At 64.4% G+C, this 14522-nt stretch carries 13 protein-coding genes and 1 pseudogene; 4 read left to right on the top strand and 10 right to left on the bottom strand.

What is annotated here, in order from left to right:
• Positions 1–54: 54 nt before the first annotated feature.
• The 5 genes and pseudogenes from PI86_RS07620 to glmS all read right to left on the bottom strand — a co-directional run bounded on the left by PI86_RS07620 (position 55) and on the right by glmS (position 5756).
• Positions 55–603, bottom strand: a complete 549-nt coding sequence (locus PI86_RS07620; RefSeq protein ID WP_039320514.1) for a hypothetical protein — start codon at positions 601–603, stop codon at positions 55–57.
• A 4-nt stretch (positions 604–607) separates the two neighbouring features.
• Positions 608–1141 (bottom strand): hypothetical protein, encoded by a 534-nt coding sequence (locus tag PI86_RS07615; protein ID WP_039320510.1) that lies wholly within the window; start codon positions 1139–1141, stop codon positions 608–610.
• Between the two features lie 72 nt (positions 1142–1213).
• The gene (locus tag PI86_RS07610; RefSeq protein WP_039320509.1) at positions 1214–1696 is read right to left on the bottom strand and encodes a hypothetical protein; all 483 of its coding nucleotides are present in this window, start codon (positions 1694–1696) and stop codon (positions 1214–1216) included.
• Between the two features lie 991 nt (positions 1697–2687).
• A pseudogene (locus tag PI86_RS16955) lies at positions 2688–2838 on the bottom strand (IS3 family transposase); the annotation flags it as partial.
• Positions 2839–3926: 1088 nt separating this feature from the next.
• The gene (gene glmS, locus PI86_RS07605) at positions 3927–5756 is read right to left on the bottom strand and encodes a glutamine--fructose-6-phosphate transaminase (isomerizing) (protein WP_039320507.1); all 1830 of its coding nucleotides are present in this window, start codon (positions 5754–5756) and stop codon (positions 3927–3929) included.
• Between the two features lie 156 nt (positions 5757–5912).
• Here glmS and PI86_RS07600 point away from each other — a divergent pair, with 156 nt between their 5' ends.
• Positions 5913–6404: an Lrp/AsnC family transcriptional regulator gene (locus tag PI86_RS07600; RefSeq protein WP_039320504.1), complete on the top strand. Its 492-nt coding sequence runs from the start codon at positions 5913–5915 to the stop codon at positions 6402–6404.
• Positions 6405–6423: 19 nt separating this feature from the next.
• On the opposite strand, the gene panB is transcribed toward PI86_RS07600, so the two are convergent.
• Positions 6424–7275, bottom strand: a complete 852-nt coding sequence (gene panB / locus PI86_RS07595) for a 3-methyl-2-oxobutanoate hydroxymethyltransferase (protein WP_039320501.1) — start codon at positions 7273–7275, stop codon at positions 6424–6426.
• 77 nt (positions 7276–7352) lie between these two features.
• On the opposite strand from panB, the gene PI86_RS07590 reads away from it, so the two are divergent.
• Positions 7353–8171 (top strand): AraC family transcriptional regulator, encoded by an 819-nt coding sequence (locus PI86_RS07590; protein WP_039320498.1) that lies wholly within the window; start codon positions 7353–7355, stop codon positions 8169–8171.
• Between the two features lie 28 nt (positions 8172–8199).
• Here PI86_RS07590 and PI86_RS07585 read toward each other — a convergent pair whose 3' ends face one another.
• Both PI86_RS07585 and PI86_RS07580 read right to left on the bottom strand, forming a co-directional pair.
• On the bottom strand, positions 8200–8739 hold the full coding sequence (locus PI86_RS07585) for a methylated-DNA--[protein]-cysteine S-methyltransferase (protein WP_039320494.1): 540 nt from the start codon (positions 8737–8739) through the stop codon (positions 8200–8202).
• Complete coding sequence (locus tag PI86_RS07580) at positions 8736–10202, bottom strand: DNA-3-methyladenine glycosylase 2 family protein (protein ID WP_039320491.1); 1467 nt, start codon at positions 10200–10202, stop codon at positions 8736–8738. The genes PI86_RS07585 and PI86_RS07580 overlap by 4 nt, the downstream gene beginning before the upstream one ends.
• A gap of 342 nt (positions 10203–10544) precedes the next feature.
• On the opposite strand from PI86_RS07580, the gene PI86_RS07575 reads away from it, so the two are divergent.
• Complete coding sequence (locus PI86_RS07575) at positions 10545–11837, top strand: MFS transporter (protein WP_039320488.1); 1293 nt, start codon at positions 10545–10547, stop codon at positions 11835–11837.
• A gap of 91 nt (positions 11838–11928) precedes the next feature.
• Here PI86_RS07575 and PI86_RS07570 read toward each other — a convergent pair whose 3' ends face one another.
• Entirely contained in the window at positions 11929–13032 is a 1104-nt protein-coding gene (locus tag PI86_RS07570; protein WP_039320486.1) for a LacI family DNA-binding transcriptional regulator, read from the bottom strand.
• 93 nt (positions 13033–13125) lie between these two features.
• On the opposite strand from PI86_RS07570, the gene PI86_RS07565 reads away from it, so the two are divergent.
• The gene (locus PI86_RS07565; RefSeq protein WP_039320483.1) at positions 13126–13962 is read left to right on the top strand and encodes an NAD-dependent epimerase/dehydratase family protein; all 837 of its coding nucleotides are present in this window, start codon (positions 13126–13128) and stop codon (positions 13960–13962) included.
• A gap of 130 nt (positions 13963–14092) precedes the next feature.
• On the opposite strand, the gene PI86_RS07560 is transcribed toward PI86_RS07565, so the two are convergent.
• Complete coding sequence (locus tag PI86_RS07560; protein WP_014900369.1) at positions 14093–14416, bottom strand: hypothetical protein; 324 nt, start codon at positions 14414–14416, stop codon at positions 14093–14095.
• Between the last annotated feature and the right edge of the window lie 106 nt (positions 14417–14522).

Genomic DNA, 14522 nt, shown 5'->3' with positions numbered 1-14522 from the left:
TGTCGACTATGAGCATCTTCCGCGCGGCCTGTTGGTTGTCGTCGACTGTTCTGCCTATTCCATCCAGTACACACCCTCGAACTTGCTCTCGTTGTAGCCTTTTGAAGGTTCAGCGACCGAGGACTGCTGCAACGTACCCCGAATGCCTTGGAACTTCCCGGTGCCGCCAGTCAGCACGATATTGACCATCGCGGTGCGCCGCCCGCCCGACTGTCCCACCGACGCGCGAGTCGTCCCTTCCAACCGGCCAAATACGTTGTCGCCATTGGCAAGGATAAACACCACGTAGCCTGACACCCGGCCGTCATTGTCAACCAGGTCGGTTGCCGCACGCGTGACGAAGTCCCTGACCCGGACGCCGGCAAATGCAGGTGGGTCGTTGGGGAAGGTTCGATGGTTTTCGAAGATACGAATCTGGTGGCCGGGCATGTCGCCAACGTCGAGGGCGTGTTGTTGCGTGTATTTGGTATTGGCGGCCGGCACCGAAAAGGAAATCGTGTTCTTCTGCGGGGCCTGCGCCCATCCGCCGGACGCACCCACCATCCCGGCGGTGGCTACAACCGCCACAACAGCCCTTGCACGAGTCAAAGTTAAGCGCTTCATCGCGTCACTCCTGCATCCAGTACGTGCCTTCGGCTTTCGTCTCGTTGATGTCCTTCGAGGGCTGCACAATGGTCGAGTTGTGCAACAGACCGCGAAGTGTTTTGAATTTTCCGGTGCCGCCGGTAAGGATGGTATTTCCCACGACGGTCAGTCGGTCGCCCGCGTATTGTCCAGTCCCCTCGTACCGCCCAAAAATCTTGTCTCCATTGGCGAGCGTGTACACCACGTATGCGACGACGGGACCATCCGGCAGTTCCGCTTCGCCGGTTGTCGTCTGCTCCTTGACCGGCACCCCGGAAAACGCTGCCGTGTCTTTGGGAAAGGTTCGATGCAGCTGGAACACCCGCATGCGGTGGCCCGGCACATCGCCGACATCAATTTCGTGCTTGTCCGTGTACTTGCTATTCCCGGCGGAAACCTGATAGGAAATCGGGCTCTTCTGCTGGGCTTGGGCTGGATACGCGCCAAGCATCATCGCGCCGACGACCGTCGCTACAAGCAGGGGCGCACGCGAGTGGGCCACGACGGTTATTTTCATGGCTAACCTCCGTATGAATAAGCTGCCAACGACGAGTAGTCGTTGATGGCCTTTGCGAGAAAGTCGGCTCCGCTACTGAAGCTGGAACGGGTCGGTCGGGTAGCTGACCCGCGTGACGCCGGTCGTTGCGTTGAACACGTCGTGGCTCGCCGCGAGGAACCAGCCACGACGCGAAGTGGTCTGCGTCGTCACTTGCCGCACCACCGCCCGATACGCGAAGCGGTTTGCCAAGCCTGTGGCGCTGCTCGGTGCCGGTAGCATCAACGACGCCGACGCGCCGGGAGCCACCGTCACCAGTGAGATGACGGGCAGCCCGTCGGCATTGAACACGGTGTTGCCAGCTGCATCGTTAAAACTCGGTTGCGCGGCGCACGGGCCCGAGGGGGGCGTCACTGGTGCCGAGATGTTGGTGACGCTCAGCCGTGCCGTCTCACCCGCCACCATCCCGGACATGCCGAACAGCGCCGCGTCGAAGTCGGCCCGTGCGGTGAGCGGCGCGCCGATGGTTGCGAACACACATAGGAAACTGAACAGAAGATGCCTTTTCTTGTTCATGAACCACTCCTTCAAGGAGGCTCCAAGGTCAATCGTCGGGACCGGCGCCCGATGTGGGCTGAATGTTTTCAAAACGAAAGCGGCGTCACGCGTGAATCGTTTGCGTGACCTCTAAACTGCCGTCATCGCTCCACCTGGGGCTTAACGCAGGCGAGCGTCGACACACGTAAGCTCCCCCCGCGCATTAGAAAGCGAAGAGATAAACGCGTGCGGGCACCGCATGGGTGCGCCTGGGAGCTACTGACGGATGAGGGGGTATGCGTGTCGTAAGCAAGTGTCCATTGTCGCGGGTTCGTCTTGGTTCACTACTGCACCTTCCCCGGACACCACTAACGCTCACGATGAGGTGAGTAACAAGCTACATTTTGTTGGCAAAGAAAGCGTAGAACAGAGATTGGCGAATTGCAACCCGTAACAAATTTGAAATAAACTTATCATTGTCTAATCCGGCTACTGGCGGGCGACCTTCGTACGAAGATAGTGTTCTTTTAAAGAAATCGTTGGCTAAAAAATCGGTCAGCAGCACCACTAAAGCATGGAAATTTTTAATTCAGACGCCGCTCCCCTTACAGGGTCCAAGACACCTGACTGTTTGAAGCGCGGCTACCTGCGTGAAGCACGAACAACTCTGCGTGTCTTTGAAGTCTGCGTATTAAATCTTTTGTAACATCCGCGTCGCTGATGCGGCGTCGGTATTCGGTAACGATTTCATCTATACGCCGTCGCCGATTTCAAGATCCATGCGGGTTGCATTCGCCTAACTGCACGCCTAGGCTTAATAAAAATAAGTGATATTGCTCACCGTGTCTCATGTGAGCCGAATTGGTGTCCGGGGGGCGTAGTGAATCAAGACGAATTGGCGACTATGGACACTTGCTTCCACATCAGTGCCTTTTGAGTCTCGGTGTAGTAGATCCTGCGACGCTGTTTCATTTGCAACACCTCCACTGCTTACGTAGCGTCTAGTGTGTTGCATCGACCGGTTGAATCCGCTGCGTCCGTCGGCCAGTTGGTCATGCATGAAGTCCATCGACCAGACTTGGGACGGTGCACGGCATAGCCAGCGGCTCCGGTACTTGCCTGACCAGTCGTTTGCGCGGCTTGATCCGCAGGTTCAGTTCCAGTTCGCGATAGATCCGGTAGCCGCCGTCAATGTTGCTGAGGTTGCTGCTTCAGCGAACGGTGGGTTATCGACTCCCGCGAGGTGCCGCGTTGCCGCGCCCACCGCCTGACGGATTCCCTGTCGTACTTGGCCAGTTACCGCCGGAAGAGCCACTGCCTGACCGGCCGCCGCCCCCGGCCGATTTGGCCCCGCTCGACGAGCCCTTCGATGCGCCGCCCGAGTTGCTGCGCGCGCCACCTTGGCTGCTGCCTGTTCCCTTGCTCATCGTCGCCTCCATTGAACATGTGGGGTGCTACCAGTCGCTTCCGATGAGTCGGATTGCACATCGGGTTCGAGACCGTTACACCACGATACTCTCAGGGTGTCACTTCCGCGAATCCTTGGACAATCCGGTAGGCGAAAACGCAGACGCGCCGTTTCAGGCGCGGTGCCGGTGGATATCGATGTGTCGATTCGACCCCGAAGTACGTCATCTGCCATCCTCGAAATAGCAATGGCGGCCGCTATGCTATCGCTGCTCGCCAACGAGGTGATTTGTCTGAGCGGTTTTACGCCATCGCTGAGAATGAGCCAGAGGCCGGTCTCAAGGCTGGACCACTCGAAGATGAAAGGGCCATCTCTCAGCTCAGTGGCGCGCTTCTCGCCCTTGAACATGAGCCGTTTAATCGTCAGATGTTCGGCATATCGTGTCCCGAACTCCTCCGATACACCAATCTGCTCAAAGATATCCCACGCGAAGGGCGCAGACACGGTGCGCTGAGAAAGGGGGGGGCTTCAGAGAATAACCGTATTCAGGCAAATGACTGGTTCGGTTGGCCGCCGAGTCCCAAGACGCACTGCAAGTCACGTCCAGCGGCATGCGGCTGCAGCGTTACTATACCTGGGTGGAAGAAGCGTTCCGTGGGGCTCAATCCCTATGATTGCGCCAAAAACAGGGGGGCACGAGCACGTATTTTTCATGAAATACACGTGGCACAGTAAAAGCGCGCTGCGCCCCACCCAGCAAGCGCCTAGGGGAATATTGACCCCTTCCTAGAACGCTTCTACGAGAGGCTACGGGACGCTCTCATTTTTAGCGAACACAAGGAAAATGCCGCGCGGGCATCATCACTCCACCGTAACCGACTTAGCCAGATTCCTCGGCTTATCAATATCCGTCCCCCTTGCCAACGCCGCGTGATAAGCCAGCAACTGCATCGGCACCGTATGCAAAATCGGCGAAAGCGGCCCGTAGTACTCGTTAAGCCGAATCACCTCGATCCCTTCACTCGGCACCAACCCACAGTCCACATCCGCGAACACGAAAAGCCTGCCATTCCGCGCACTGACCTCGTGCATGTTCGACCGGAGCTTTTCCAGAAGCGCATCATTCGGCGCCACCGCAATCACTGGCATTTCATGACTGACCAACGCCAGCGGCCCATGCTTCAACTCCCCGGCGGGATAAGCCTCCGCATGGATATAAGAAATCTCCTTCATCTTCAGCGCCCCTTCGAGCGCGATCGGATAATGCATTCCGCGTCCGAGAAACAGCATGTTGTCGCGTCGCGCGAGCAGCTCCGACCAGCCCATGATCTGTGGCTCGAGCGCGAGCACCTTCGACATCGCGTCCGGCAGATGCCGCAGCGCGCGCAGATGCTCTTTCTCCTCGTCGTCACTCAACCGTCCGCGCACCTGCGCCAGTGACAACGTCAGCAAGAACAACGCCACGAGCTGCGTCGTAAAAGCCTTCGTCGAAGCCACCCCGATCTCGATCCCTGCACGCGTGACGAACTGCAGCGCGCATTCGCGCATCAGCGCACTCGTCGCGACGTTGCAGATCGCGAGCGTATGCACCATCCCGCGCTGCTTCGCGACATGCACCGCTCCGAGCACGTCAGCCGTCTCTCCGCTCTGCGACACCGCAACGACGAGCGTACGCGGATTCGCCACGCTGTCGCGATAGCGATACTCGCTCGCGATTTCCACGCTCGCCGGCAGTTTCGCGATGCTCTCGATCCAGTACTTCGCGGTCAGCGCCGCGTGATAACTGCCGCCGCACGCGAGCAACAACACCGAATCGACCTCGTTGAACACGCGCCACGCACCGTCGCCGAACAGCTCCGGCATGATCGACGCGACATCGAGCAGCGTATCGGCCACCGCCTGCGGCTGCTCGAAGATTTCCTTCTGCATGTAGTAGCGATACGAGCCGAGATCAGCCGCACCGCTATGCGCGGCGACCCGCTGCACCGCACGCTCGACGCGCTGGCCGGCCGCATCGACGATCCAGTAGCGATGCAGCTGGATATCAGCGACATCACCGTTCTCGAGGTAAGCGATGCGATCGGTGATGCCCGACAACGCGATCGCGTCCGACGCGAGAAAATTCTCTCCCTCGCCGACACCGACGACGAGCGGCATCCCGTCGCGCGCACCGACGATCCGGTGCGGCTCGTCGCGGCACATCACCGCGATCGCGTAGCTGCCGCGCAATCGCGCGACGGCGCGGCGCACCGCGTCGAACAGGTCGCCGTCGTACAGATGGTCGATCAGATGCGCGATTGCCTCGCTGTCGGTCTGGCTCGCGAACACGTAGCCATGCGCCTGCAGCTCCGCGCGCAGTTGATCGCAGTTCTCGATGATGCCGTTGTGCGACAGCGCGATGCGCGCGTTGTCGTCACTGGGCGAGAAGTGCGGATGCGCGTTGAGCGTGACGGGCGCGCCGTGGGTCGCCCAGCGCGTATGCGCGATGCCGGTGTAGCCCGACAGCGCCTGCGCGGCGATCTCGCGCTGCAGGTTGGCGACGCGGTCGACGCTGCGCGCGCGTGCCAGCGCGCGGTCGCGATAGACCACGACGCCGCACGAGTCGTAGCCGCGGTATTCGAGCCGCTTCAGCCCTTCGACGAGGTTCGGCAGGATGTCCCGCTGGGCGACCGCCCCGACAATTCCACACATATCGCGCTCCGTAAATGTCCTGTCTGGACCCGTGACAGCGATGGTAGAGGTGCACGAATGGAATTAAATTTCAAAATACATCGACAAATGAAACGAACCGGCGATCAGTTACCATGTTGAAATTAAATTTCACGCCCTGACCGGAAGGAGCCGCCAATGGCCGGCATCACGCTCGACGATCTCGACCTGCGCATCCTCGCGATCCTGCAGGAGGACGCGTCGTTGTCGAACCTGCAACTGGCCGAGCGCGCGCTGTCGTCGCCGCCGACCTGCATGCGTCGCGTGCGGCGGCTGACGGAGGCGGGCGTGATCCGCCGCCAGATCGCGCTGCTCGATCCGGCAGCGATCGGCACGGCCGTCACGGCGCTGATCGAGATCAGCCTCGACCGGCAGACGGCCGAAGACTACGACGCGTTCGAAGCCTACGTGTGTGCGGAGCCGGCGGTCACGCAGTGCTACCGCGTGTCGCCGGGGCCGGATTTCGTGGTGGTGGCCGACCTGGCCGACGTCGCCGAATACGACGAGTTCGCGCGGCGGCTGTTCACCGGTGCATCGAACGTCCGCAACGTTCGGACGTTCTTCTCGACGCATCGCGCGAAGTTCGAGGCGAACGCGCGGGTCGCGCATGCGATGCGCAAGCGCGGGTGATCGTGTCGTCAACCCGACTTCAAGCCGCGGCCGCGTCCGTCAGTTGCAGCGGCTTGCCATACCCGAAGCAATGCGCGGGCTCGGGAAACGCGCACTGACGCACGTCGTGCGCGTATCGGCGGATCGCGTCGCGCATCACGGCATTCGCATCGGCGTAACGCTTCACGAAGCGCGGCGTGTACGCGTCGAATGCGCCGATCATGTCCTCGGTCACGAGCACCTGCCCGTCGCAGGCCGGCGATGCGCCGATGCCGATCGTCGGGATCGCCAGCGTTGCTGTTACATGTCGCGCGAGCGCTTCGGCGGTGCCCTCGATGACGACACCGAACGCGCCGGCCCGCTCGGCGGCGCAGGAGGCGTCGAACACCTGCCCGGCCGAGCGCGGGTCCATCCCTTGCGCGCGGAAGCCGCCGGTCGCGTTCGCCTGTTGCGGCATGAGGCCGACATGCGCCATCACCGGAATGCCGCGATCGGTCAGGAAGCGGATCGTATCGGCCATCTCGCTGCCGCCTTCGAGCTTCACGCCTTGCGCGCCGGTTTCGGCGAGCAGGCGCGCGGCGGAGCGATAGGCTTGCGCGGGCGATTCCTGGTACGTCGAGAACGGCAGGTCGACGACGACGCAGGCTTGCGCGGCGCCGCGCACCACGGCCGCGCCGTGTGCAATCATCATGTCGAGCGTGACGCGCAGCGTATCGGGCATCCCGTACAGCACCATGCCGACGGAGTCGCCGACGATGATCACGTCGGCCACCTCGTCGACCAGCTTCGCCATCGGCGCGGAATACGCGGTCAGCGACACGAGGCTGCCGATGCCCTTCGTCGAACGGATCGCGGTGACGGTCTTGCGGGTGCTGCGGGTATGAGCGCTCATGAACGGAAGCCGTGTGAAAGAAGAGCCGTCACGGTAGCATCGCGCTCGTTCGTGCAATGACCTTCGGAGGACGTCTTATGTTGCTGGCGGGACAACCGGCCGACCCTTACGCGGTGCCGCCGATGGCGCGCCTGCCGAGGCCGCTGTTCGTGCGCGCGTTCGAGATTCCCGGCAACGTGAGCGTCGATGCGCACCGTCATCCGTGGGCCCAGCTGATGTATGCGACGAGCGGCGTGCTCGAGGTATCGACGCCGTTCGGCCAGCATCTGCTGCCGCCGCACTATGCGATGTGGATTCCACCGAACGTGCCGCATGCCGTGACGACCCGCGATTGCGTCGCGTTCCACAGCCTCTATCTCGACGAAGCGATCGCGCGCGACGACGCGCACGACGATTGCACGATCCTCTGCATGACGCCGCTGCTGCGCGAGCTGGTGATTGCCACCGCCGAACTGCCGGTGAACTACGACGAGACCGGACCGGACGGTGCGCTCGTCTGCCTGATCGCCGACCGGATCGCGCGTATGCGGCCGGCACCGCTGACGGTGCCGCTGCCGCGCGATGCGCGCCTGATGAAGATCGCACGTGGGTTGCACGCGTCGCCGGGCGATACGCGTAGTCTCGACGAATGGGGCCATCAGGTCGGCGCGACGCGGCGCACGCTGTCGCGGCTGTTTCGGCAGGATACCGGGCTGTCGTTCACCGAATGGCGGCAGGCCGTGCGGCTGCTGGCGTCGTTGCCGTTGCTCGACGCGGGCGAGCCGATCGGCACGGTCGCCGCGCAACTCGGCTATGACTCGACGTCGTCCTTCATCGCGCTGTTCCAGGCGAAATTCCGCATGACGCCCGGTGCGTATGCGAAGCGTGAGGCGCGCCGGCCGGTGCTGGCCGATTGAAGCGGCCGCGCGCGCCGCTCACTACGATTCAGAACGCGAGCGACTGCTGCATCGGATCACGCTCGCCGCGCGCGAACCCGGCACCTTCGAGCGACAACAGCGCGCGTTTCCGTTCAATGCCGCCCGCATAACCGGTCAGGCTGCCCGACGCGCCGATCACGCGATGGCACGGCACCATGATCGACACCGGGTTGCGGCCGACCGCGCCGCCGACGGCACGCGCGGCGCTCATCGGCAACCCGACGCGCTCGGTGATGTCGCCATACGACACGAGCTTGCCGAACGGAATCGCGAGCAGTTCCTTCCACACGCTGCGTTGAAACGCGGTGCCGCGCAGATGAATTGGCACGGAAAAAGTCTCACGCGTGCCGGTGAAATATTCGGCGACTTGTTCCGCGACCTTGCGCGCGAGCGGCGACGCGCTGCTTGCGTCTCCATTCGCGTCGGGTGCGATCGCAAGCGACGGATAGTATTTCTGCCCGACGAAGAACAGGCCCGTCAGCGCATCGTCCTCGATACGGATGGCGATGTCGCCCAGCGGGCTCGGAATCAGATGAGCGGGAGTCATCGCGAAGCTTCTCCATGAAGGCGCCACACATGCAGTGCGGCATACGCGCGCCACGGCGCCCAGCGCGCCGCTTTCGGCGCGGATGATGCGAGGCGCGGACGCTCGGCGGCGGCGCGCGGCGCAAGCCACGCGTCGTCGGCGGGGAACGCGTTCGGCCAGGCCAGCGCACGCATCGCGACGTACTGCACCGCGCGCTCGTCGAAGCCGGGCAGCGCACGCAACGCGGCGAGCGTCGCATCGAGCGGCGCCATCGGTTCGAGCGCAAGCGTGCCGTCGGCGACTGCGCGTGCCAGCGACACGATCGCCCGCGCCGCATCACGCGCGACACCGATCGTTTCGAGGGCCGCCGGCGGCGCACCAGCCAGCGTCGCTGCTGAAGGCAGGGCACGCGTGAGGCCCGGCGGCGCGTTGTCCAGCGGCGTGCCGAAGCGTTCGGCCACGCGCGCCAGCACCGCGCCTGCCGGCGTCGCCGCGAGGTGTTCACCCGCGATCGCACGGATGGCGATCTCGAGCCCGTCGAACGCGCCGGGCACGCGCAGGCCGGGCGAGCCGTCCGCGAGTTCGCCGAGATGCGCGTCGATCACGTCGGGCCGGCTGTCGAGATCGAACAGCCGCCGTACGCGCGCGAGCACGGCCGGCACGACGGGCGTAAGCGCGGGCGACACGGTGACCGCGAGCGCGAACCGCTGCGGCACGTGCGCGACGGACAGCCAGCCCGTCACATGACCGTTGCCGTTCGGCAGCGCGACGACGCGCGCATAGCCGTGCGCGTCGATCTGCTCGATGCCGTCGATCTGCCGCTGCGCGAGAAATTGCATCAGCTCGGGCCACGCGAACGGCGGCCGGTAAGGTAGCGGGAACGTCATGTCGCCGCCGGCGGATGTGCCCGCGCCCTTGCGCAAGCGCAGCGGATTGAGGCCGTAGCGTTGCCGGAACAAGTCGTTGAAGCGCCGCACGCTGCCGAACCCGGCGGTCGACGCGACGACGGCCACCGGCAGCGCGGTATCGCTCAGGAGCCGCTTGGCCATCAGCAGCCGGTGCGTCTGCGCGAACTCGACCGGCGACACGCCGAACTGCGCGGCGAAGATCCGGCGCAGATGGCGCTCGGTCACGCCGACCCGCTGCGCGAGCGCATCGACGGAGCGCTCGTTCAGGAACCCGTCCTCGATCAGCGTGGCGGCCGCGTCGGCGAGATTGCCGGACAAATCGAGCAGCCCGTGGCCGGGCGCGAGTTCGGGGCGGCAGCGCATGCACGGACGAAAGCCGGCTTTCTCGGCGGCCGCGGCGGTCGGGTAATAACTGCAGTTCTGCGCTTTCGGCGGCTTCACCGGGCAGACGGGGCGGCAATACACGCCCGTCGTCGACACGCCGACGAAGAACCAGCCGTCGAAGCGGCGGTTCCGCGAAAGCAGGGCGTCGTAGCAGGTGTCGGGATCGAGGCGCATGCGACGACTGTAAACCATCCGCGCCGCCGGTTCTGGCTGGAATCGGACCTGTGTATCGGCGCGCGGGCCTGCGTCCCGGCCCCGTTTCGCGCGCACGAAAATCCCGGAAAAACGGTTAATGCCATGCCGCGAAACAGTCGTCTCTTTTTGCGCGGCCAAATTTGAGATGACTCATCGAAATCCCCGACTGACACGGCACCGCCCCACGGCCTATTCTCTGAAAAACGTTTTCCAGAACTCGGCGGGAAAGCGGCAGCGCCACGAAAGGGGCGGGCCGCGACCCGCTCCGGCGCCCGTCGCCGGTCACGGACACGCAATATCCAGCGGCGCGACGGGCGCGACCGCGAATCGGAGACACTCATGCAATCTGCCGTCGTCGGCGCGGTGCGCGCCGCCGCCAGCCGCTACCGCTGGACCGTCTGTGCGCTGCTGTTCTTTGCGACCGTGATCAACTACATGGATCGGCAGATCCTCGGGCTGCTCGCGCCGATGCTCCAGCACGACATCGGCTGGACCCAGGTGCAGTACGGCCGCATCGTGATGGCGTTTTCCGCGTTCTACGCGATCGGTCTGCTTGGCTTCGGGCGCATCGTCGACTGGCTCGGCACGCGCATCTCGTATGCCGTCGCGATGCTGGTGTGGAGCATCGCGGCAATGCTGCACGCGGTGGTCGGTTCGGTGATGGGCTTCGCGGCCGTGCGCGCGCTGCTCGGGATCGGCGAGGGCGGCAACTTCCCGGCGGCGATCAAGACGACGGCCGAATGGTTTCCGCGCCGTGAACGCGCGCTCGCCACCGGCATCTTCAATTCGGGCGCGAACATCGGCGCGGTGTTCGCACCGGCGATCATCCCGGCGATCGCGGTGGCCTACGGGTGGCGTGCGGCGTTCGTGATCATCGGCGCGATCGGCATCGTGTGGCTCGCAGTGTGGCTGGTGATGTATCGCACGGCCGACACGCGCGCGCTCGCCGCGGAATACGACGAGCCGCGCGACGAAGCCGAAGCGCTTGACGCGGCGAACGCGGATGCCGGCGCGCCGCGCTGGGGCGAACTGATCCGCAAGCGCGAGACGTGGGCATTCCTGGTCGGCAAGTTCCTGACCGACCCGGTGTGGTGGTTCTACCTGTTCTGGCTGCCGAAGTGGCTCAACGAGTCGCGCGGGATGGACATGCAGCATATCGGCCTGCCGCTCGTGTGTATCTACGCGCTGACGACGGTCGGCAGCATCGGCGGCGGCTGGCTGTCGTCGATGTTGCTGCGCGCGGGCTGGAGCGTGAACGGCGCGCGCAAGACGGCGATGCTGATCTGCGCATGCTGCGTGCTGCCGATCGCGTTCGTGTCGCAGGTGCAGAGCCTGTGGGTCGCGGTGCTGATCGTCGGCCTCGCCGCCGCCGCGCACCAGGGCTGGTCGGCGAACCTGTTCACGACGGCGTCGGATCTGTTCCCGCGTCGCGCGGTCGCGTCGGTGGTCGGCATCGGCGGGATGGCCGGCTCGATCGGCGGCGTGCTGTTCTCGGAAGTGATCGGCCAGGTGCTGCAACGCACCGGCCACTACTGGGTGCTGTTCGCGATCGGCGCGCTGGCCTACCTGCTTGCGCTGGCGGTCATGCACATGCTCACGCCGAAGATGAAGCCCGCGAAGCTCGACGCGTGATCGCATGTCGGCAAGCGAGCGCGCCGCCCGGAGGCGGCGCGTTTTTATGGGTGATGCGGACAAGCGGTGCCGGCGGGACTTGGCGCGTGCTTCAACCAACCGCGGCCGTCGACGCGCGCACGATCAGCCGCGGCTCGAACGTCGAATAGCTCGCATCGGTGCGCCCGGCGAGTGCGTCGATCAGCTTCTGCATCGCGAGCTCGCCCATGTTCTCGCTCTGGATGTCGATGGTGGTCAGCGCGGGCGCCGCGTATGCGCCGTACGGCACGTTGTCGACGCCGGCGACAGACACGTCCTGCGGCAGCCGGAACCCGAGCGACGCGGCTTCCTTCATGAAGCCGAGCGCGATCAGGTCGTTGTAGCAGATCACGGCCTGCGGGCGCTGCGGCCCGAGCATCACGCGTGAGCACGCGCGCTCGCCGGCTGCGGCGGTCGGCGCATGCGCGTCGTGCACGTCGAGCGTGAGCCCCGCTTCGGCGAGACAGTCGCGCGCGCCCTGGATCCGTTCGTCGTTCACGCGCGCGGGCCCGAAGCCGAGGTACGCGATGCGCGTATGGCCGAGATTGAGCAGATGGCGCGCGAGCATGTAGGTGGCGAGCCGGTTGTCGATGCCGACGCTCGGAATCGGCAGGCCGGGGCTGCGTCGCAGCAGCACCAGCGGCTTGTGCAGGTCGAGCATCCAGCCGGCTTCCTCGTCGGGCATCCGCGTGCTGACGATCAGCCCGTCGACGCGCTGCGCGAGCGCCTCGATCAGCGAGCGTTCGCGCGCTTGATTCTCTTCAGTATCGACGAGCAGCAGCGTGTAGTCGTGCTGGAGCGCGATGCGGTTTGCGCCTTTGACGACGTTCGTGAAATACGGGTTGCTGATGTCGAGGATCACCACGCCGATGGTGCGGGTGCGCCCGGTGATCATCGAGCGCGCGAGCGGATTCGAACGGTAGCCGAGCCGCTCGATCGCTTCCTTGAGCCGTGCCTCGACGGTCGGCGAAAAGCGCTGCGTGCCGTTCACGTACTTGGACACCGTCGCGACCGACACGCCGGCTTCCGCGGCCACGTCGCGGATCGTCGGGGAAACTTTTTTCATCGGAAGGGTAACGTTTTCGTTCGATTGCACCGGATTGTGGCAGAAAAAGCCGGTGTCCGGCCACCGACCGATATCGGGAAAGTGCGGATGGCTGCGCACGGGTTCGGCCATTGACGTTTTGCGTGGGTCCCGCGTATAGTTGGAAAACGTTTTCCGGCCCGGACCCGTTCCGGGCACATTCCAGGACAGATTCAAGGAGACTCGATGAACGCCTCATCCACCGGCGCACGCAAGCCGTTCGGGCGCCTGCTGCTGACCGGCGCGGCCGGCAACCTCGGCCGCCAGGTGCGCGGCGCGCTGGCGAACTGGGCCGACGTCGTGCGCGTCAGCGACATCGCGGCGCTGGACGATGCCGAAGCGCATGAAGAAACCCGTGTCGTCGACCTGGCCGACCGGCCGGCGGTGATGGACCTCGTCGACGGCGTGGACGCGATCGTCCACCTCGGAGGCATTTCGGTCGACGCGCCGTTCGACGATCTCGTCGATGCGAACATCACCGGCACGTACAACCTGTACGAAGCCGCGCGCAAGCACGGCGTGAAGCGCATCGTGTTCGCGAGCTCGAACCATGCGATCGGTTTCCATCCGGTCACGGAAGTGCTCGACGCCGATTCGCCGATGCGTCCGGACAGCCTGTACGGCGTGACGAAATGCTTCGGCGAGTCGCTGTCGCGGTATTACTTCGACCGCTTCGGGATCGAGACGGTGTGCTTGCGGATCGGCTCGTCGTTCGAGGTGCCGAAGAACCCGCGCATGCTCGTGACGTTCCTCAGCTACCGCGACTTCATCGAACTCGTGCGCTGCTCGCTGCTGACGAACCGCGTCGGTCACGCGATCGTCTATGGCGTGTCGGACAACCCGGTGAAGTGGTGGGACAACACGAAGGCCGGCTTCCTCGGCTTCCGGCCGCGCGACAGCTCCGAGCAGTTCGCGGAGCTGTTCCCGGTGACGGCGCCGACCGCCGAGTACGACGATCCCGCGCAGCGGTATCAGGGCGGCGGATTCGTCGTTGGCGAGCCGATGGCGCGCAAGGCGACGTAAGGGCGCAAGTGCCGAGGGCGTCGCGGATCAGCGCAGGATGTCGGTCGCCTTGTGCCGGTCATGCGACGCCGTGATCGAACCTTCCCCGCGCCGGCGGCCGCCCGTCGCCGAAGCCGGTACGTCGCCCGGCTCACACCGGATACGCATCGTCGACTTTCAGGTTCGCGAGCCGGAACAGCGTGCGAAGCGTTTGCGGATGAATGTCGCGGCGCGCGGCGAGCGACGTCAGCATGAAATCGAGCACCTTCGCGTAGCGGAGCAGCACGAGGCAGCGCGCGAGATCCGCGCTGCCGTTGCGCATGTCCTCGGCGAGATGGACCATCTGCGTGGACAGCGCGCGCGCCATCTCGAGTTCCATCTGCTGTTTTTCAGTCCAGTCGGGCAGCGGTTGTTCGAGCACTTTCGCGAGAAAGAGCTGGAACGCCGTGTCGGACGAGTTGGGCAGCGCATCCATGAATGGCCTCGTTGCTTCGCGAATCGTTCGGACGGATCCGGCGGATGCGTCCGAGCAGGGTTCAGGTCCGCGTCGCTCGGCGGCGCGGCTTTCACGTCTAACGGAA

It is taken from the genome of Burkholderia sp. A9 (assembly GCF_000801975.1).
Note: the sequence above shows the minus strand (reverse complement) of the source record. Positions and strands in the feature narration are given on the sequence as shown.